This window comes from Erythrobacter sp. NE805 (assembly GCF_046452355.1).
Lineage (GTDB): Bacteria > Pseudomonadota > Alphaproteobacteria > Sphingomonadales > Sphingomonadaceae > Erythrobacter.
The window spans coordinates 437201-454818 of sequence record NZ_JBKFDI010000003.1 but is presented as its reverse complement, the minus strand read 5'-3'; the positions used below and the strand labels follow the sequence as shown (position 1 = coordinate 454818).

The following is a 17618-nucleotide window of genomic DNA, read 5'->3' as shown; positions in this document are numbered from 1 at the left end:
TTGTTTAGCCGCTGCCTCCCTGCAAGGCCGGGCACTAGGCGCCCGGCTGCAAGTCCTTGGCCTCGTCATCGAGCGGCGTCCGCAGAACGATCCGGCCATTGATCGGGACAACTTCGAGCTGGAGCGACAGACCCTTGTGGTCGCGGTGGAACCAGGCGGCTCCGACCTTGGTCCAGAAGGCTTTGTCGCCGCGATTGCTGACATGCCAGGCGATGAAATCCGGCGCCTTGGGCTCGGGCGCGGTGGCGGGTGCGGGTGCTTGGGATGTGCGGGCCATGGAATGTTCCTTTCGTGTTGGTGGCTCGTTGCACCAGACAGGAAGGCCGCCCGGCAAAGGGCGCGGGGTCATGTCCAACACGGGTGACGGGACGGAACCGGCGCGGGCCGGACATTGACCCTCGACCGTGCGCGGCCAATGCGGGTGCTCAGAACGAAGCCGCCAAACCGCAGGACACCCAGGCCAACCCCGCCATCCCCCGCTTGCACCGCGCTGCGCTCTGCCCCTAAACCCTTGTCATGGCGATCGAAGGCCCCGCGCGGAAACGCTGGAGCGAGGAAGAGACGGTGCTCGCGCTCTACCTCTATTTCCAGCTGCCGTTCGGGAAGCTGCACTCGGGCAATCCGGAGATCCAGGCTCTGGCCGCTTCCATAGGTCGGTCCAGTGGGTCGGTCGCGATGAAGCTGGCCAACTTCGCGAGTCTCGATCCTAAGATCACCGAGAGCGGGCGCAAGGGACTCGACGGTGCATCGAAGCTCGACCGCGCGACCTATACCGAGTTCGGGCAGGACTGGTCGGGTCTGGTGGCTCGGGCCGAAGCGCTGTGGTCCAGCCAGGTCGACCGCCAGATTGCGTCGGCACAATCAACGCCGCCCACCAGCCAACGCCTCCACGACAAGCGCAGCGAGTTCAAATTCGAGCCTTGGGAAGGCGAATCCACTACGCAGGCAATGGTGAACCAGCGGGTCGGCCAGGACTTCTTCCGCCGCGCGGTGCTGGCCAATTACGAAGAGGCCTGCTGCATCACCGGCATTGCTGACCCGCGCCTGCTGACCGCCAGCCATATCAAGCCGTGGGGCAAGGACAGCCAGAACCGCCACAATCCGGCTAACGGCCTGCTCCTGTCAGCGACGCTCGACCGCGCCTTCGATCGCGGGCTGATCACGGTCGACCGCGCCCGCCGCATTCATGTCTCGCGCCAGCTGCGCGACAGCCGCAGCCGCGAGACCCGCGACTATTTCCAGCAATTCGAGAAGGCCACGCTGCGCCCGGCGGCGCGGTTCGACCCGGAGCCGGCCTTTCTCGACTGGCACAATGAACACTGCTTTGTGGATCACCGCGCCGCCTGACGTGTCAGGCGGCGCGCTTGGCCAGCTCCCCCCATCCCTCGACCACATCAGAACAGGGACAGCTGCGCCTCCTCGCCTGCGACGAACAGGACAGGCGGACCGGCCATCACGAACTCCCGCCCGGCATGGCGCACAATGATGCCGTCATAGAACCCCGCCTGATCACCGCGCGCGCGATCGCCATCGCGGCACCGATCATGATAGCTGCGTGCCGTGCCGCGATAGAGCGAAGGGTGCACAAGCCGGTAGGCCTCGGCTCCCGAAGGACCAGTGCCAACACAGACCCAAAGCTCCCCGGCGTATCGAAATGGTTTGCGGATGGGCTGACCCATGCCGATGCGGTCGGCGCTGTAGCTGGCCCGAATATCGCCCTCGCCAATCTGCTTCTCGCTGGCGTGGCACCACGCACCGAAAGCCAGGCGCGATGGTTCCACCGTTTGGGAGCGGGGAGCCATATCAATACTCGCTCGCCAACATGATGGTCAGTACCCGCCGGTTCACAGCGGGATCAGCGGGGTCCTCGCTGCCGAAGCGCAACGCGCGGTCATAGGCATCGATCTTCCAGAACACGGTGACCGCAACATCAGCGGGCCGCGAGGTCGACCAGACACCGTCCACTCCCTGATAGATCGCCCCGAAATCCCGCTCGCCATAGGGATCATTGTCGGGCGTGAAGGCATCGAAGGTCTCGACCAACTCGCGCAGCCGCGACTGATCGGCCTCGGGCAAGGCCCGAATACCCTCGGTTGCCACCACCACACTGGCAATGCCCATGGCGCGGCGCGCCAGATCATTGAGCCGCGCAATCCGCTCGGCGCGGGACAACACCGCGCCGCTCATAACACGATGCTCCCGCCGCACTCGCAACGGCGCACCAGCTCGCCAAAATCCTCACGCTCGCCCAGCTCGTTCGCCAGCTGCTGCACCGCCACCAGCGGCAAGCCATTGTCATGCGCGAGCATGCGCAGCCAGTCCTCCCGGCACTCGGCCCCGCACGCGCGGTAATTCAAGATCAGGTCACCCATGGTCCAAACTCCATCCGGCAAAGCCGCATCCGTCACGCGGCATGCGGCTCTGCCTTCCGGCGAGGATGGGAGGGGGAGGGAAAACGCCAATCGATGCGCTGGCGCGGGCCAGCGGGCGAAGCCCGCCACACGGGGGTGATGATTGGGGTTTGGGAACGAGAGGGCAAAGCCCTTGGCGTTCCCCTCAAGGATCGCCGCAGCGATCCGCAGAAGGACGGCGCCCTTGCACGGCGCGAAGCCGCCGGACGCCCTGCGCGCGGGCCAAGTGGGCCAGCGGGCGTCCGGCAATGAGAGAGGCAAGAGCGCCTGCGGGTCAGCTCAGGAACACCGCGCCCGCAGGAGCGCGCAGCGCGGGACCGAGCGCGTCCTCCAGAAACTCCCGCTCCGCCTGCATCCACTCGCGATCGTGACCCTGACCCAATGCGGCATCACGTCGCATGACGGCCGGAAACCCGCCCCTCGCGAGTATCGTGAGGCGCAACGTTAATGGAGGGTGGAATCGTGCGTTGCGCCGGGGAGCTACATCGCCCAACACACGCGTTAGCGATCGTGACCGGACGGCCGAGACCGGGAAGGCAGTATCGGGCTCGGGGCGCGGCGACGCCTAGAGCGCGGGCCGAAAGGCAACGCCAGATCAGACAAGGATGACCGGCCATGCTGAGCGGACTGCTTCTGCAGAATAACAGGGCAATTCCAAATCTAATGATGATCCCGAGCAAGACTAAGCGCCACGACGAGGCGAGCGCTGCAAACGGCTGCATTTCAACAGACCGTCACATCACAGCGATTGACTTCACATTCCCGTTGTTCCTAAATCGTTCTCGCTGGCTCTAGCCGGTAGCCTGGCAGGCGGGGTGACCGTCGGGACCAAGCGCACCTGCTACGGCGAGGCGACGGCGAAGGCCGTAACCTCGATTGTGCGGCACGGGCCGAAAGGAACCGCTGCGGAGTACGGCACCCACTCGTCCGATGAACTTAGCTCAGCTGTAACCTTTACCGTTTCGGGTACCTGTCAGGCAGCTAGTGGCATTATTCTGAAGGCCGAGCGGGGTGGGGGCGCGAATTCGCCTTCGCGGTTGCCTAACGCTCCAAAAAGGCTAGGCTTTCGTTGCGGAGGTGAAGATGCGTCAGACATGCAAAAACGTGCCAAGTCGGCACGAGCCGGTCGGAGGCGCGCGCGCCTCATGATCGGGCTGGCTCTAGCCGGTAGCCTGGCAGGCGGGGTGACCGTCGGGACCAAGCGCACCTGCTACGGCGAGGCGACGGCGAAGGCCGTAACCTCGATTGTGCGGCACGGGCCGAAAGGAACCGCTGCGGAGTACGGCACTCCCGGTCGGACGGGTGAGGCTCACTGACAGGACCCTCTAGACTTGCGTCATGATCCACTTAAGGCGGTACGCAAGATCAGCAACCTGGAGCGCGCATGGCGTGTTATCCAGCAGAATGGGCGCACATCAAAATCCGACGAGGTGCGGCTCGATCTTGAGACGTTTGGTGAGGACGCTCCGAGCAACCTGAGAAAGCTTCAGCGAGCGCTAGGGCGCGGGACGTTCGAATTTGGCAAAGCCAAAGGTATACCAATCCAAAAACTGGATGCTCAGGGGAGAACCACTGGCAAATTTCGGCCGCTTGTCCTTGCATCCGTCGAAAGCAGGATAGTGCAACGCGCAGTGCTGAATGTTCTCGTCGAAATCGAAGACCTTCAGCCGTACTTTCTGACACCTTACAGTTTTGGTGGAGTTCGCAGCGTGCGCCGACATGGCGATCAAAGCCGCAAAGAGAGTGTGTCTGCAGTACCAGCAGCAATCAAGGCGGTACTTAACGAGATCAGTAGCGGGGCTACTTTCGTGATCACTGCCGATATACGAGCGTTTTTTACGAGGATCTCAAAGGATCACGTAGCAACAATCGTCGCTCGGGCTGTGAATCATTCCGCGTTCGAAAAATTTTTTCGCAAGGCGATCTCTGTCGAATTGAGTAATCTGGCGCTTCTTAAAGAGAAGGCCGTTGATTTCCCGATTGAGGATATGGGTGTTGCACAGGGCAACTCCCTGTCTCCTCTCCTTGGGAACATTGTTTTGGCTGAATTCGACCGCGCAATGAACGAGGGCGATTGTCGGTGCATTCGCTATATCGATGACTTCATCATCCTTGCCCCAAGCAGGAAAGCGGCGGCGGCAAGGTTCAAACGAGCTGTTAAACTCTTGGACGATCTGGGAATGGAACTCTCAGTCGAGAAGAGCTCTCGCGGCCCTCAGGAGCTCAAGCAGGGGTTCGACTTCCTCGGGATCAATGTCTGTCCTGGATTGATCAGGCCAAGCCAGAAAGCGAGAGATAAATTTACTGCGTCGGTCGCATCCTTGGTTAGGGATACACAGCAGGCAATGATCACATTGAAGAATGGTCAGACACTCAAGCGCGAACAGACGCTACTTGGCACTTTGAAGCGGTTGGATGGCATGATCGACGGGTGGGGCAAGCACTACTGGTTTTGCAATGATGGTCAGGTGTTCGCAAACATTGACAAGCAATTAAACGAACAGATCACTGCCTTACTTGGATGTTACCGTTCGATTCGGGAGTCACTGCCAATCGAACGACGAACAGGACTTTTCGGAATGACTGAGCTGGCAACTCTCGACAGGGATCCGTTTGTCTACCCCACTCAAGCATGCTGAGCATATATAGCTAATCGCAGCGTCGCTAGGTTGCAGCTATGCCAGCTCGATTCCGCTAGCCAGCCGTTTCAAATCGGGCGGTTTGCGGATTGTACAGAACCTCGGTGATCGAGCCGTCGCTGATGCGTTCAACCAGCTCACGAATGGCTGGTAGCGGCACCAGAAACCACTCGCGAGGCTGAACGGTCTTTCCGAACCTGTCGCCAGCGGAAAGATCGAGACGGGCGGGGGCGAGGGAGCGGTGGATCAATCGCTCAAGTCGGGTTCGGTTGATGTTGTAGAGCTGGTACTCGTCGACGATCTCCACTTCCGCAAAAAGGAATGTGGGATCGTTCCTTGCGTTGGCGATCCTGTCTCCAACGGGTTGGCCCGTGACACCGATCTTGTGGATCAGGGTGCGATGCTCCGCCACGTAGGGATGGGACGACTTGCTGCGCAGCACGTAGATTGTGCCACTGGCGAGGTCGTCTGGTTCAGCGAAATGGCCGAAAAGTGGGCCCGCGCTCTGCTCGCTGACACGCCGGGCAGACTCGTCACGATAAAGCGACTTCTGGAAGGACCGAGAAAGCACTGTGGCCTCGGTACCGTTGTCATAGATCACACGCACGCGGCGATCGGCCCGTTCATACTGCGTCGTAAACGCCTCGGTAGAGGCGGCGATGTAGGCAACTTGCCCGCCGACGATGAAGAAATTGCCGGGCTGGATTTCGGCCAGAGTCACCTCGGAATTGCCGAGCGGCCTGACCGTTCTGGTACCGGCGCTGAGGTCGGCCTGCACAGCCTCGAACAGCGGCTTGAACGAAGAGAAGTCTGCGCATTTCTCGCGATTGGCGATTTCTTCGGCAGCTCTTTTCTCGGCGCGCCGGCTCACATGTCGCAGCGTGGTGATATCGTCTTCGGAGCCGGGCTCAATCCCCAGTTCCGCGAGAAGTTCGGTGTCATCGAGTTCGTCTGCCGGCTTCGCGACGGGCTCAGTCCCGTCCAGAATACCTTCGACATCAATGCCGACAAGGAGTTCGCGCGCCTCGGGAAGCGCTCGTAACCTTTCGAGGCGTACAGCATAGAGCCGTTCGAAGATGTCCCGATCCTCGCCGTGTCTTGGAAGTCGGCCATGCTCCTTCACGAAGCGCTCGATTTCCTCGAACCCCGCGATAATCCTTTCCTGCAGCAGCGTGAGGGTCCGTGCTTGGTCGCGAGGAACGTCGACGCCGAGTTCGGCGAGGAGTTCGAGGTCCGTCAACTCAGCCATTGCTGGCCTCTTTGATTGCGTGGCGCTGGAGAAAAGCGATGCCCTCGGCCATCTTGCGCTCCCACGCATCCTGTGATGTCAGGGATGGCAGGCGTCCGCGCTCCCGCTTGAACTCGAGCGCGCGTTCGGCAAGCCTGCGCGCGTCCTCGTACGTCAGCTTGTCCTTCTTCGCGTTGATAACTGCCTGGACCTGTAGCAGCAGCTTGGCATCCATGGATTTGGCGAGGACTGCGAGGGTCTCGGTGAAGGGATTGACCCGGTCGATGAGGTCGATGTCGAGGTCAGTAACGCTGAGGGCAAATTTGCGTACGCCATCAACAAATGCGGTATTTGCTCGTAGCTCTCCATCGCTGGAGATGGCACCCTTCACCTGCTGCGTCAGCCGCATCGCGGCCACTGCTTGCTGGCGAATGGCTTCCTGATCGTCGTCGCTTAGCTCCGGGTATTTGTCGCGGATGATCTTGCCCATCCTGAGCTGGGTCAGCTCTTCAGGGACCACATCCGGATCGAACACACCGCGCTCGACGACTGTTTTGTCCTGCACAAAGCTCGCAATGATTTCGTTGAGATCCTCGCGGCAAATGCGCGTCGCCTCAGCGCTTGTAGGCAGTTTGAGGCCCTTGATCTCGAAGTGCATCTGGCCGTGCTCGTTGATCCCGCAATTGACCTCGCCCTCCTTGTAACCCTCTGGACCGTAGTCGAAGCCCGGCTTCGGGCCGGCATCCTTGGGCGTGAAGTCGAAACGCGGGGCGAGTACCTGCTCCATCAACAGGCTCGCTGCGATCGCCTTGAGGTAATCATTGATCGCATCGACCACGAGGGGGCTATCTGCTGCCGGCTCGGCAATCAGGTTCGTAAACCGCGCACGTGCTTTGCCTGGTGCGTCTCTGGTTGCTCGCCCGATGATCTGGATGATCTCGGTCAGGCTTGAGCGATAGCCCACCGTCAGCGCATGTTCGCACCAGATCCAGTCGAAGCCTTCCTTCGCCATACCAAGCGCAATGATGATGTCGACGAAGTCGCGATCCTCGCGGGCTTCGGGAGACTTGAGCGCCGCTACGACCCGGTCCCTCTTTGTGGGGTCGTCGTCGACCAGGTCGGCGACCTTGATCACGTTGCCGGCCGCGGTCCTGATGAGGTGGAACCCTGTCTCGGGATCGACCCCTTGCCAGTCGCCGAGGTGGTTCATGATGTCCTCGGCTTCGCGATGCTTGTCCTTCAGGCTTTCGCGCGAATTGACCGATGGAATGTGGACGATGGTCTTCACCGTCGGATCGAGGAGCGCCGAGATCTTCTCGGTATATGGCCCGGTGTAAAAGCTGTAGCCGATGTCGAGCGTCTTGAGGTGCTCGTAGCCATTGAGTTGCTGATAATACGTGTAGGTGACCGTCTCGAACTTGGCCTCGTCCTCAGGGGCGAGCACTGGAATAGCATCCCCCCGGAAGTAGCTGCCGGTCATCGCGACAACATGCGCCTTGTCGCGGCTGATCAGCTGCGCGAGTTGGGCGCCCAGACGGTTTCCGGCATCGGCGGACACGTGGTGGAACTCGTCGATCGCAACCAGCCGGCCGTCGAATGCTTCGGGCCCGAGCTCGTCGAACGCGAAGCGGAACGTCGCATGGGTGCAGACCAGCACCTTATCCCCGCTGGCAAGAAACTCACCTACGGCCTTGACCTTTGACTTTGCGACCTTCGGGTCATCGGCACCAGGCGCGTTGCACAGGTTCCATTGCGGGGCGACGTGCCAGTCGGTGAAGAATCCGAACCTGCTCAGCGGTTCGCTGCCGAAACTCGCGCCGATCGATCGTTCGGGGACGCAGATGATAGCTTGGTGAACGCCCTGGTTTGCCAGTTTGTCGAGCGCGATGAACATGAGCGCGCGCGACTTTCCAGAGGCGGGCGGCGACTTGATCAGCAGATACTGCTCGCCGCGCTTCTCATAGGCCTGCGCCTGCATCGGGCGCATTCCGAGTTCGTCTGGCTTGGCCGAGGCTCCGGTGCAGGCTGTCGTGAAGGAGACGGCGGGTATGATCTTGTCGTTAGCGCTCATCTGAAAAGCTCGCTGTGTGTTCCTGCCCGCGTGAAGTAGATCGTACCGGCCTTACCTATGGCCTCATCGACAGTGTAGATCAGCAGGAAATCGCCGCCGATGTGACATTCGCTGTACCCTTGCCACTCGCCTTTGAGCGGATGGTCGATCCATTCCGGACCGAGAGGGGCATCGTTCGCGACCAGAAGCACCATCACTTCCTTCAGTCGGTTCATGTCGTATCGACCAGAACGCGAAAGGCGCTCCCAGTCCTTGAGGAACGTTTTCGTGTACTCGATCTGGCGCGGGAGAGCCGCGCGCTTGCTCGCGGCAGTCTTTTTCAACTGGCCGGTTTTTCGCTGTTGCGCAGGCTGTCGCTCTCTGCATCGAGCGAAGCGAACATGTCTTCGGCGCTGTCAAAACGCGCCCGACCCTTTGATTTGAGCTGCTCGACCTCCTCCATTGCCGCGCGGGTTTCCGCATTGGGAACCTTCAATTCCAGTGGGAAAGCCTGGTCGGTGACGATGCGATGAAAAAGAAGTCGCACGGCATCGGCGGTCGACAGTCCCATGGCCGCCAGCGCCTCGGTGGCGCGCTCTTTCAGGTCATTGTCCATCCTGACGTGGATCATCGAGCTATGGGCGCTCATGACATCTCCTGTATCTCAAATGAGATATACGCACGGTTCGCTGAAGTGTCAATTTGAACCGGTCGCGGATTTGCGACAATGCACGGGTTAGGAAACACCCCATTCGCGACCGCCCTTCAATTTGAAGGCACCCTCTACGGATTTGCTTCTATTGCGGAGCTGACCGATCTGTCCCTTTGGGAGAACGCGCAATTCAAAACGGCGGGGAGCCACCGCCCTGAAATGCAAAATCTTGTTATCATACGATGCTGGACCGCCATTCCCCGGAACAGGCAGCGTTAATTTGTCCATACCGTTGTTGCTGAAAGTTAGCGAGTAATCGCCAAAAGCGCCACCGTCATAGGACAACTCAACTACTCCAACCGGACTGTCCTTCGGAAGATTTCTGGCCTCGAAACCAAAGAATACCCGACTCATTCGTTTCATCATCACCTGATTGCCAGGCAGAAACTTCCCGCGATTTTTTGTGACGTTTCCAGCGTCTATCCAGAAGTTTCGGCAAGCGCGCAATTTTTTCAGATCTTCCGCAGAAATTGCCTCTCTTGAGGGATCACTATTGGCCGTATCATCTTCAGTTGCAGGTGGATTTCGGAGATTTTCTGCGGCCTCGTAGAGATTTGTGTAGCGCGAGAGAAGAGCTCCATTCAATTGCGAGGAAGCGTTCCAAAAATGCTCAAACCACTCCCGGCTAGCGTTCACTGCCGCGATCGCTTGAGGGCTTGTGGCGGCATCTGAACGATCAACCCCAACGGCTAAGCCTGCCTCGACTCCCTTCGACAATCCTGACCGAGACAGGTTTCCTGACCCAGCGAGGCAGAACTCGACATCTTCTCCCCTCCTGAATAAAAAGGCCTTCGGGTGAAATGGGGTCTTTGGCATGCCCTTGTTTGCAAGAACTACTTCAGGGACGTGAATTCGAACGGAGGAATTCGGGAGCGCAAGCAGCGATTCCAAGGCCACCGGCTCAGTCCTGAGGTAGTCGAATGAGGTGAGCCACCGCTTCTGACGAGCTTCGTCAGAAAGATTAAATGGCTCATTCAACGCCTCTCGCAAATCAAACAAACCACTCGACGTGATATAGGCGGCTGCGACATCCATTGCCTCGAATTGGTCGCTTCCCGCAATCTGAGTTATGGCTTGTTTTGTAGTGGCGTGGGTCGGTTGGCCGATGGACAGAATGGTCATGCTGCTTCCTCTTTATCCTTCGGATCTGAGCTCATTGGTCGATAACGATTAAACATCAGTTCCAGACGTTCTGTATCGTTTTTAAATCGCCGACCGATAAATGCCCGTTCAAACACGTCATCGTTTCGATCATGAGCTTGTCGCAGTGCGGGAAAAAGTTGGTCCATCTTCTCAGGATCATACATTTCCCCGACGGTCGCTGGGTAATAGCGTTCGCGAGCAAGGAGTATCTCGTTCGCCGTCTCACTCAGGTCTGCTTTCTGCTTTTCGGTGAGCTTCGGAAGAGGGAAGGTATTCCACCCCAATGTGTTGGAATATCGGTAGTCAGTCTTTAGCTTTCCGCAAACAGCAGAAATCCAAACCAGATGCATTCTCGATGCGATAATTGATAAAGCCCAAATCGGAGCGTCGTATATTGCAAAGGCACTATCGGCGATGATTGAGTCCGCTCCAAGTAGCCCAACCGGGAGGTACTCCCTTCTTTCGGAGCTATGGCGTGGAACAATAATCGCTGAACGCTGGGCTTCCCCCTGAATCTGAACGAATCTGTACGATCGCCGCGCGAAGTCGCGAGTGGATGATGCTTTGCTGGCTTCCCGCATATCTTGAACGGCTGCAAGCCGACGACTTATCTCTCTGGATTGTGCTGCAAACGTTGAGGATTCGTCATCGATCCAAAGGCAATAGCGTACCTTTCCCTGGATGAAGTCCTCGGAGCCGACAAAGCGCCGAGTAAAGCTAGAGAAGATATCATCTTGGCCTTCAAGGCGGCGCTTTTCCGAGAGGTCGAGGAGCAAATTTCCGCCATCCCTGGGCATGTTTCCAAACATCATCGGAGCACCGGGTAACAAGGAATGTCGACATCCTTCGATCACTAGGGTTGGGGCTGCAACCAAGTAAGGATTAATGTTATCGCACACTCGTTCATGGGTCTGCCCACTCTCGTCAACGTAGAAAAGTCTGCGCCTCTTACTGCGGTCTGATGAAAGGCCAACGATGACCACAATTACGCCTGCGTTATGGCTGGCAAGATTGCTCCACTTGAAAGAGGTATGAGCGAAGGGAATTTGAGCGCCCGAAGCGAAGATGCTTGGCCAGAGAATTGGAACCTGCTGCCCTTGGCAGATCGAATTCGTCGTCACGAATGCAGAAACGGCAGTCGTGGCCTTTGCAAATTGCGTAGCTTTGAATAACCAACCCGCAACGTAATCCAGGGACCGCCAACCTTCTAACCTACCTGCAAAGATGTTCTCCAAATCTTCCTTTTGCTCTTTCGATTGCAGTTTGTTCCCGAGATATGGGGGGTTGCCACATATATAGGTCTCACCCCCCTCATTCTCGAAGTCAATTTGGGCTTGTTCAAGTGGTGAGTGGAAGAGGTCGTCCGCATAGTGTTTTACCCCCGTTCCAGTCGGCGGGCAGATACTCAACCAATCCAGTCTCAGTGCGTTGCCGCAGGTGATCCAGTTCTGGCTGTCGAGAGGCAGGAAGTCGGCAAGCGCCTCCTTTTGGCCACGATACAGCACGTCGCACTGGAACTCTGCGATGATCAGCGCGAGACGGGCAATCTCCGCGGGAAAATCGCGTAACTCGATGCCACGAAAATTGGTGAGCGGTATGTCGCTGTCCCGCTCGCTCTCGCCGCGCCGTTTGTTTATCTCGGCCTCGATTTCGCGCATTTGCTTGTAGGCGATGACCAGGAAATTCCCCGATCCGCAGGCCGGGTCGAAAACCCGGATCTTTGAAATGCGATTGCGCAGGTTGAGCAGCTTGCGGGCATTGTCGCCCGCTTCCTCCAACTGCTGACGGAGGTCGTCGAGGAACAGCGGATTGAGCACCTTCAGGATGTTCGGCACGCTGGTGTAGTGCATACCCAGCGCGCCGCGCTCCTCGTCATCGGCAACGGCCTGGATCATGCTACCGAAGATATCGGGATTGATCTGTTTCCAGTTCAAACCACCAATATGCGCCAAAAGGATGCGAGCTCGCTGGTTGAATCGAGGGACCTCGATGTTCCCGGAAAACAAGGCGCCGTTCACATAGGGAAAGGCATCGGCGTGTGGCGGAATGTTTGCCGCTTTGCGGTGCCGATCGTCCAACTTCCCGTCGTGCCGCGTAGGAGTGTCCATAGCGCGGAAAATGTTGGAAATGATCTCGTGAGTATTTGAGCCATCCCGCTCGCTGAAACGCTCGACGGTGGAGGTGAAAAGGCCTTCGCCGTTGAAGATGTCAGTATCTTCTGCAAAAAAGCAAAAAATAAGCCGCGCCATGAAATGGTTCATGTCAGGCCGGCGCTCCGCCGTGGCCCAGTCGGGGTTCTCCTCTAGCAGCTCAACATATAGGTCATTCAGTTTCCGCGTTGCACGGATATCAAAGCTGTTTTCCCTGATCTGCTTAACCGTGGTGATACCCGCGAGCGGCAGGAATGCACCAAATCGATCAGGCAGCTCAGTGTAATGGCAGGCTATAGACTCGCCATGTACGAGGTCTTCTGCTTGGATTTCCTCGCCGTCCGTAGCGAGGATGAACTTTGCCTTCGCAGCACTCGTTTTGGGGCTTTCGCGCAGGGCCTTCAACGTTTCGTCGACGGTGCCTAGGTCGCATGTGGCGATATGAATGTTGTTCCGCTGAAGAACACCGCCGGGAAGGTCCGATGCGTTGGTCGTTCCGGCACGCAATTGCTTCAGCGTGTTCGCCTTGCGTCCGAACGCCTCCAGAAACGCGAAGGGAAACTCCGCCCGGTCAAACGGCTGGGCAGCTAGGTCAGAAATTGCCTTTTCGATTTCAATTGCATTCATCCATCGACATTTGGCCGCAAGCCGATCGAATCACAAGGTCGGGTGGACACATGCTCTTCGTGACACGAGCTGCCTTGCCCCAGTAGCTGCTGGCGAGGCCTCGCGCTTGAAGTTCGTACTTTGTGACGCTGGCTGACCAAACTGGCCGAAGAATGGTCCTAGCGGAGCGGGTCACAGGTGGGTTTCTTCGTCGCCGTTGGAATCTGTCGGCGTCACTGCAAAGATTTCTCCCGCAACCACTCCGCCGCCTTCGCCGCCCCGCTAGCGGCGGTGAAGATCGCCCGGTTGTCGCCCTTGAGCACCTTGAGCCAGCTGGCAAGGTAGCAGGCATGGTCCGGACGCGGGGTCACGGACAACCCGAGGTCACCGCAAAGGAAGGCTGAACCAAGCTCGGCTACCAGCTCTTCCATGGCGTAGGCATCGTCGCCGAAGCGCTTGCCGAACGTGCGCGCGAGGCGGTGGTCGGCACCGGTCCAGTGGACCAGCTCGTGGAGCAGGATGGCATACCAGTTCTGCGCGGCGCTGGCGGTGTCGGTGGTGAAGAACCGCTCCCGGTCGGGCATGGTGATCATGTCGATGGACGGGGTGTAGTGGGCGATTTCACCCTGTTTGCGGATGGCGGCCCCGGTCGCGGCAATGAAGGTCTCGACATCAGGGATGGGATTGAAGGCCTCGGCTTCGGGCACCTCGGGCAAGGCATAGCCCTCGACTTGCGCGATGTTGAACACATGCGAGCCCTGCGCGAAGATCCGGCCTGCGCTCTCGCGCGCCTCGTCTTCGCTGCCCTCGGGCTTGTCCAGCACCTTGTAGAACACGATCGTCGAGGCTTTCTCGCCCTTGCGGACCTGAGCACCCAATGACTGCCACTGGCCGTAGGTTGCCCAGAGACCATGCCCGAAGTCCTGCGCCTCAGCGCTGGCCCAGAGCGCAAGGACATTAACGCCGCAATAGGCCTTGCGGGTGACCGCATTGATGGGCCGGGTGAGCGGGGCGCTGCTGCGATGCCAGGGGAGGGTGTAGTCGCCGGTGCCGCGCTCCAGCGCGGCGATGATCTGGTTGGTGATGGTGTCGTAGATGCTGGCGGTTGCGGAGCTGGCCATGGTGGTAAATCCTTCGTCCAATCGTTGGGAACGCGGATGAAGGGACGGGCCGGATGGCCGGGCGGGTCAGCGCGAAGCGCGGAACAGCCAACACGGGAGGGAGTAGCCCGAATGGAGCGGGCAGGCTGTTGATCCCGCCCAGCACGGCCTGTCACTCAGGGAGCAGTTCATTCCAACAGCAGGGCGAAGGATGCCAATGCCGCCGCGTCGATCGCCGTTTCCATAGACGCGACCGCATCAATCAAGTCCAACTGTAGCGTGAAAACCGAATCCCGCTTCTCCCTTTGGCGAGGCTGCGCCTGCTCCGGCTCGCCGATTTCCGCCGTTTCTACGCTGCTCTATCGAGGGAGCATTTTGTGATTGCCTGATCCCCGGCGTTGTCGTTGGCTTCGGTCACGGGGTGCCATTTCAGACCAACCGATGGAGGTCAGTCCCATGTCAAACGCAAACGACAGGATCATCCGCCTCAGGACCGTTCTCGACCGGACGGGGCTCTCGCGTTCGACGGTCTATCGCAAGATAGCTGAGGGCACATTCCCAAGCCAGGTGAGGATCAGTGTGCACGGCGCAGGCTGGCGCGAGTCCGCTATCAATCGCTGGATCGCAGACCCTGTCGGCTATCGCGAGGAGACAACAGACCAAGTCGCGCAGACACAAAAAACGGGAAAGGCGCACGCTAGGCGCGCGCCCTCACTTTCCTGACGGGTTCATCGGAGACGTCCGCCCGCAGTTCGTCGAGATAGTCGCTCCACCACTGGTGCATCGCAACGCGCTCATCCCAGTAGCGCCCGCGATTGTAAGTGCCACGAATTGCGTTCGTATCGGCATGGGCGAGCGAGCGCTCGATCGCATCGGGCGACCACTTGCCGCTTTCGTTGAGCAGGGTCGAAGCGGTGGTTCTCAATCCATGCGCCGTGACTTCCCCGACGGCGTAGCCCATCCGCCGGAAACACTGATTGATCGTGTTTTCGCTCAGCGGGCGTCGCCAGGTGTGAAACGCGGGGAAGACGTAGCCATCGGGCCCGGTGAGCTCGTAGAGCTCCCGAAGGTAGGCGAGGACCTGCCGCGACAACGGAACCTCGTGCGGACGGCGCATCTTCATTCGTTCGGCGGGGATCTTCCAAACTGCGTTGTCGAGGTCGAATTCGGACCAGACCGCCATGCGAAGCTCTCCGGGACGCGTCATGACGTGGGGCGAGACCTGCATAGCGAGCCGCGAAATCTTGTGCCCGCTATAGCTGTCCATTGCGCGCAGCAATTCGCCCAGCTGCTTGGGGTCAAGGATCGCGGCGTGATGCTTCGTCTTCGGCACGACCAGCGCACCACGCAGGATCGCGCTCGGGTCGCTCTCGCCGCGTCCGGTCGCAACGGCAAAGCGGAAGACACGGCCAGCAAAGGACCGACAGCGCCGCGCCGTCTCAAACTTGCCCTGCGCCTCGACGCGCTTAAGCGCAGCCAACAGGTCGACCGGCTTGATGTCGGTGACCGGGAAGGTCCAGAGCGGCTTGAGCTGGTCGAGCAGCCAATTGGCCTTCTGGGTGGTCGCCTCCGATTGGCCCTCGGACACGCGCTTGTCGATGTACTCCCTGGCAATGTCGCCGAAGGTATTCGCAGCACTGAAGCGTGCGACGAGCTTCTCGCGCTTGCGCTCCAGCAATGGATCAATGCCAGCTTCGACCTTTTTGCGAGCCTCGTCACGCCGCGTGCGGGCTTCTGCAAGCCCGACGTCGGGATAGCGGCCGAGCGCGAGCCGCTTCTGCTTGCCAGCGTAGCGATACTTGTAGCGCCACAGCTTCGAGCCGCTCGGATGCACTTCAACGTACAGGCCGCGATCATCGGTGTGCCGGGTAATCTTCTCCGACGGACGGAGGCTGCGAATTTTCAGATCTGTGAGCGCCATTTTCGATTCTCCTCAGCAGGTCCCGGACGGGACCAGCGAGGGGCAACGGGGTCATGGGGCCACTGCAATTTTTGGCGGGGCCATATCGACCCTGACGTGGCACTTCATGGCCCCGGATTGCCTGAAATCGGCTGGCACAATCCGGGATCGGTGAGGGTCAAAAATGGCAGATTTCCGCCATTTTGTCGACCGATCTGGGATGGTTTGGGATTGAAAATTGGTGCCCAGAAGAGGACTCGAACCTCCACGCCCTTGCGAGCGCCGCCACCTGAAGACGGTGCGTCTACCAATTCCGCCATCTGGGCACGGATGCTTCCGGTCATCGTCGCCGGAGGCTGGGTAGGGGCGGGCGATTAGCCTTGGGGGCGGGGGGCTGTCAATGCAAAGTTCGCAGCCGCGGCGGATGCGATGTTTCACGTGAAACATCGCCGCGAGCCGGGGGCTGGAGGGGTTTAGAGGGGGTCTGGCAGGGGTCTAGCCGGGGTCTGCGGCGCTCTGGCGGGCACTTGGGGCGGGGCGAGCGCCGCCCGGCCCCCGCCAAGCCCATCGACCCTCCCCGGCCCGGCCACCTCCCCCTTGCCTGCCGCGCGCGCTTGTCGCAAAGGCTCGGCCGAGCACCCCAAGGCCTCGCCCACGCAAAGCACGAGAACCCCATGCCCCACCATTCCCCCCTCGCCGGCCGGCTGGTCACGATCTTCGGCGGCACCGGCTATATCGGCAACTACGTCGCGCAGGCGCTCCTCACCCGCGGCGCGCGCCTGCGCCTCGCCAGCCGCGCGCCGGGCAAGGCGCAGGGACTCAAGCCCCTCGCCAACCTCGGGCAGCTCCAGCTGATGCCCTGCGACATCACCGAGGAGGCCCACGTCGCCGCCGCGCTCGAGGGCGCGGAGCACGTGGTCAACCTCGTCGGCGCCTTCACCGGCGATCTCGGCAGGCTGATGGGCGAGGCCCCGGGCACCATCGCCCGCCTTGCGGCCGAGCGCTCCATCGCGAGCCTCGTCCACGTCAGCGCGATCGGCGCCGACGCCGCCTCGCCCACCGCCTATGCGCGCGGCAAGGCCTTGGGCGAAGAGCGGGTGCTCGCCGCGTTCCCCAGGGCGACGATCCTGCGCCCCTCGATCGTGTTCGGCAAGGACGACAACTTCATCAACCTCTTTGCCGGGATGATCGAACTCCTCCCCGTCCTCCCGGTGTTCGGCGCGCAAGCGAAGCTCCAGCTGGTCTATGCCGACGACGTCGCGGAAGCCGTGGCGGTCGCGCTCGAGCACCCCGAGACGCATGGCGGGAAGACCTACGAACTCGGCGGCCCCGAGCAGCTCACCATGATGCAGATCCACGAGAAGATCGCCGCCGCGCAAGGGAGGAAGCGCCGCTTCATTGCCGTGCCCGACGGCCTTTCCGCGACCTTCGCCGCGCTTCCCGGCACGCCGATGAGCCGCGACCAGTGGACGCTGCTGAAGCCCGGCAGCACGGTCGCCCCGGGCGCGCTCGGCCTCGCTGACCTCGGCATCGAGGCGAGGCCCCTCGGCCTGTTCCTCGACAAGTGGATGCTGCGCTACCGCAAGCACGGCCGCTTCGGCGCGGCGAACGAGCGCGCCAAGGTGCGGCGGGCGTAGGGGCGCTGGCGCGGTCGCGAGGCTCGCCAGGAAAACAAACCG

17 protein-coding genes and 1 tRNA gene are annotated in these 17618 nt (G+C 60.2%); 4 read left to right on the top strand and 14 right to left on the bottom strand.

All coding sequences use genetic code 11. The annotated features are described in order from the left end of the window. Positions 1-34: 34 nt before the first annotated feature. On the bottom strand, positions 35-277 hold the full coding sequence (locus tag ACLBKU_RS13805) for a hypothetical protein (RefSeq protein WP_410180130.1): 243 nt from the start codon (positions 275-277) through the stop codon (positions 35-37). Positions 278-516: 239 nt separating this feature from the next. Between ACLBKU_RS13805 and ACLBKU_RS13800 the strand changes: the two genes are divergently transcribed. Then, complete coding sequence (locus ACLBKU_RS13800) at positions 517-1347, top strand: HNH endonuclease (RefSeq protein ID WP_410180129.1); 831 nt, start codon at positions 517-519, stop codon at positions 1345-1347. A gap of 47 nt (positions 1348-1394) precedes the next feature. Here the strand turns inward: ACLBKU_RS13800 and ACLBKU_RS13795 are convergent, their stop codons facing one another. From ACLBKU_RS13795 to ACLBKU_RS13780, 4 genes are all read right to left on the bottom strand, one after another. Then, positions 1395-1781 carry a hypothetical protein gene (locus ACLBKU_RS13795; RefSeq protein ID WP_410180128.1) on the bottom strand — a complete coding sequence of 129 codons (387 nt, stop codon included), beginning with the start codon at positions 1779-1781 and terminating at the stop codon, positions 1395-1397. A 22-nt stretch (positions 1782-1803) separates the two neighbouring features. Beyond that, positions 1804-2187: a DUF3768 domain-containing protein gene (locus ACLBKU_RS13790; RefSeq protein WP_410180127.1), complete on the bottom strand. Its 384-nt coding sequence runs from the start codon at positions 2185-2187 to the stop codon at positions 1804-1806. Continuing rightward, a complete protein-coding gene (locus ACLBKU_RS13785; protein ID WP_410180126.1) occupies positions 2184-2372 on the bottom strand; it encodes a hypothetical protein in 189 nt (62 codons plus the stop codon). The genes ACLBKU_RS13790 and ACLBKU_RS13785 overlap by 4 nt, the downstream gene beginning before the upstream one ends. Before the next feature lie 313 nt (positions 2373-2685). Continuing rightward, a complete protein-coding gene (locus tag ACLBKU_RS13780) occupies positions 2686-2811 on the bottom strand; it encodes a hypothetical protein (RefSeq protein WP_410180125.1) in 126 nt (41 codons plus the stop codon). A gap of 931 nt (positions 2812-3742) precedes the next feature. On the opposite strand from ACLBKU_RS13780, the gene ACLBKU_RS13775 reads away from it, so the two are divergent. Beyond that, positions 3743-5050 carry a reverse transcriptase domain-containing protein gene (locus ACLBKU_RS13775; RefSeq protein WP_410180124.1) on the top strand — a complete coding sequence of 436 codons (1308 nt, stop codon included), beginning with the start codon at positions 3743-3745 and terminating at the stop codon, positions 5048-5050. Positions 5051-5105: 55 nt separating this feature from the next. Here the strand turns inward: ACLBKU_RS13775 and ACLBKU_RS13770 are convergent, their stop codons facing one another. The 7 genes from ACLBKU_RS13770 to ACLBKU_RS13740 all read right to left on the bottom strand — a co-directional run bounded on the left by ACLBKU_RS13770 (position 5106) and on the right by ACLBKU_RS13740 (position 14060). After that, positions 5106-6299, bottom strand: a complete 1194-nt coding sequence (locus tag ACLBKU_RS13770) for a GIY-YIG nuclease family protein (protein WP_410180123.1) — start codon at positions 6297-6299, stop codon at positions 5106-5108. Next, positions 6292-8349, bottom strand: coding sequence for a DEAD/DEAH box helicase (locus ACLBKU_RS13765; protein ID WP_410180122.1), 2058 nt, complete (start codon positions 8347-8349; stop codon positions 6292-6294). The genes ACLBKU_RS13770 and ACLBKU_RS13765 overlap by 8 nt, the downstream gene beginning before the upstream one ends. Next, complete coding sequence (locus tag ACLBKU_RS13760) at positions 8346-8672, bottom strand: type II toxin-antitoxin system YafQ family toxin (protein WP_410180121.1); 327 nt, start codon at positions 8670-8672, stop codon at positions 8346-8348. Before ACLBKU_RS13760 ends, ACLBKU_RS13765 begins: the two co-directional genes overlap by 4 nt. Then, a complete protein-coding gene (locus tag ACLBKU_RS13755; protein ID WP_410180120.1) occupies positions 8669-8977 on the bottom strand; it encodes a type II toxin-antitoxin system RelB/DinJ family antitoxin in 309 nt (102 codons plus the stop codon). The genes ACLBKU_RS13760 and ACLBKU_RS13755 overlap by 4 nt, the downstream gene beginning before the upstream one ends. Before the next feature lie 87 nt (positions 8978-9064). Then, positions 9065-10162 carry a hypothetical protein gene (locus ACLBKU_RS13750; RefSeq protein WP_410180119.1) on the bottom strand — a complete coding sequence of 366 codons (1098 nt, stop codon included), beginning with the start codon at positions 10160-10162 and terminating at the stop codon, positions 9065-9067. Next, a complete protein-coding gene (locus ACLBKU_RS13745) occupies positions 10159-12960 on the bottom strand; it encodes a class I SAM-dependent DNA methyltransferase (RefSeq protein WP_410180118.1) in 2802 nt (933 codons plus the stop codon). The genes ACLBKU_RS13750 and ACLBKU_RS13745 overlap by 4 nt, the downstream gene beginning before the upstream one ends. 212 nt (positions 12961-13172) lie before the next feature. Continuing rightward, positions 13173-14060 carry an ArdC family protein gene (locus ACLBKU_RS13740; protein WP_410180117.1) on the bottom strand — a complete coding sequence of 296 codons (888 nt, stop codon included), beginning with the start codon at positions 14058-14060 and terminating at the stop codon, positions 13173-13175. Between the two features lie 435 nt (positions 14061-14495). On the opposite strand from ACLBKU_RS13740, the gene ACLBKU_RS13735 reads away from it, so the two are divergent. Beyond that, on the top strand, positions 14496-14762 hold the full coding sequence (locus ACLBKU_RS13735; RefSeq protein ID WP_410180116.1) for a helix-turn-helix transcriptional regulator: 267 nt from the start codon (positions 14496-14498) through the stop codon (positions 14760-14762). Here ACLBKU_RS13735 and ACLBKU_RS13730 read toward each other — a convergent pair. Together ACLBKU_RS13730 and ACLBKU_RS13725 are read right to left on the bottom strand one after the other, a co-directional pair. Further along, entirely contained in the window at positions 14737-15960 is a 1224-nt protein-coding gene (locus tag ACLBKU_RS13730; RefSeq protein ID WP_410180115.1) for a tyrosine-type recombinase/integrase, read from the bottom strand. The two genes, ACLBKU_RS13735 and ACLBKU_RS13730, sit on opposite strands and share 26 nt — an antisense overlap. A gap of 218 nt (positions 15961-16178) precedes the next feature. Beyond that, positions 16179-16265 (bottom strand) — tRNA-Leu (locus tag ACLBKU_RS13725). Positions 16266-16613: 348 nt separating this feature from the next. Here ACLBKU_RS13725 and ACLBKU_RS13720 point away from each other — a divergent pair. Further along, entirely contained in the window at positions 16614-17576 is a 963-nt protein-coding gene (locus ACLBKU_RS13720) for a complex I NDUFA9 subunit family protein (protein ID WP_410180114.1), read from the top strand. Positions 17577-17618: the final 42 nt, after the last annotated feature.

Excerpts from the sequence above, each read along its gene's own strand:
- ACLBKU_RS13805 (WP_410180130.1), bottom strand. The coding sequence starts at position 277 with ATGGCCCGCACATCCCAAGCACCCGCACCCGCCACCGCGCCCGAGCCC.
- ACLBKU_RS13800 (WP_410180129.1), top strand. The coding sequence starts at position 517 with ATGGCGATCGAAGGCCCCGCGCGGAAACGCTGGAGCGAGGAAGAGACG.
- ACLBKU_RS13790 (WP_410180127.1), bottom strand. The coding sequence starts at position 2,187 with ATGAGCGGCGCGGTGTTGTCCCGCGCCGAGCGGATTGCGCGGCTCAAT.
- ACLBKU_RS13785 (WP_410180126.1), bottom strand. The coding sequence starts at position 2,372 with ATGGGTGACCTGATCTTGAATTACCGCGCGTGCGGGGCCGAGTGCCGG.
- ACLBKU_RS13780 (WP_410180125.1), bottom strand. The coding sequence starts at position 2,811 with ATGCGACGTGATGCCGCATTGGGTCAGGGTCACGATCGCGAGTGGATG.
- ACLBKU_RS13770 (WP_410180123.1), bottom strand. The coding sequence starts at position 6,299 with ATGGCTGAGTTGACGGACCTCGAACTCCTCGCCGAACTCGGCGTCGAC.
- ACLBKU_RS13765 (WP_410180122.1), bottom strand. The coding sequence starts at position 8,349 with ATGAGCGCTAACGACAAGATCATACCCGCCGTCTCCTTCACGACAGCC.
- ACLBKU_RS13755 (WP_410180120.1), bottom strand. The coding sequence starts at position 8,977 with ATGAGCGCCCATAGCTCGATGATCCACGTCAGGATGGACAATGACCTG.
- ACLBKU_RS13750 (WP_410180119.1), bottom strand. The coding sequence starts at position 10,162 with ATGACCATTCTGTCCATCGGCCAACCGACCCACGCCACTACAAAACAA.
- ACLBKU_RS13745 (WP_410180118.1), bottom strand. The coding sequence starts at position 12,960 with ATGAATGCAATTGAAATCGAAAAGGCAATTTCTGACCTAGCTGCCCAG.
- ACLBKU_RS13740 (WP_410180117.1), bottom strand. The coding sequence starts at position 14,060 with ATGGCCAGCTCCGCAACCGCCAGCATCTACGACACCATCACCAACCAG.
- ACLBKU_RS13735 (WP_410180116.1), top strand. The coding sequence starts at position 14,496 with ATGTCAAACGCAAACGACAGGATCATCCGCCTCAGGACCGTTCTCGAC.
- ACLBKU_RS13730 (WP_410180115.1), bottom strand. The coding sequence starts at position 15,960 with ATGGCGCTCACAGATCTGAAAATTCGCAGCCTCCGTCCGTCGGAGAAG.
- ACLBKU_RS13720 (WP_410180114.1), top strand. The coding sequence starts at position 16,614 with ATGCCCCACCATTCCCCCCTCGCCGGCCGGCTGGTCACGATCTTCGGC.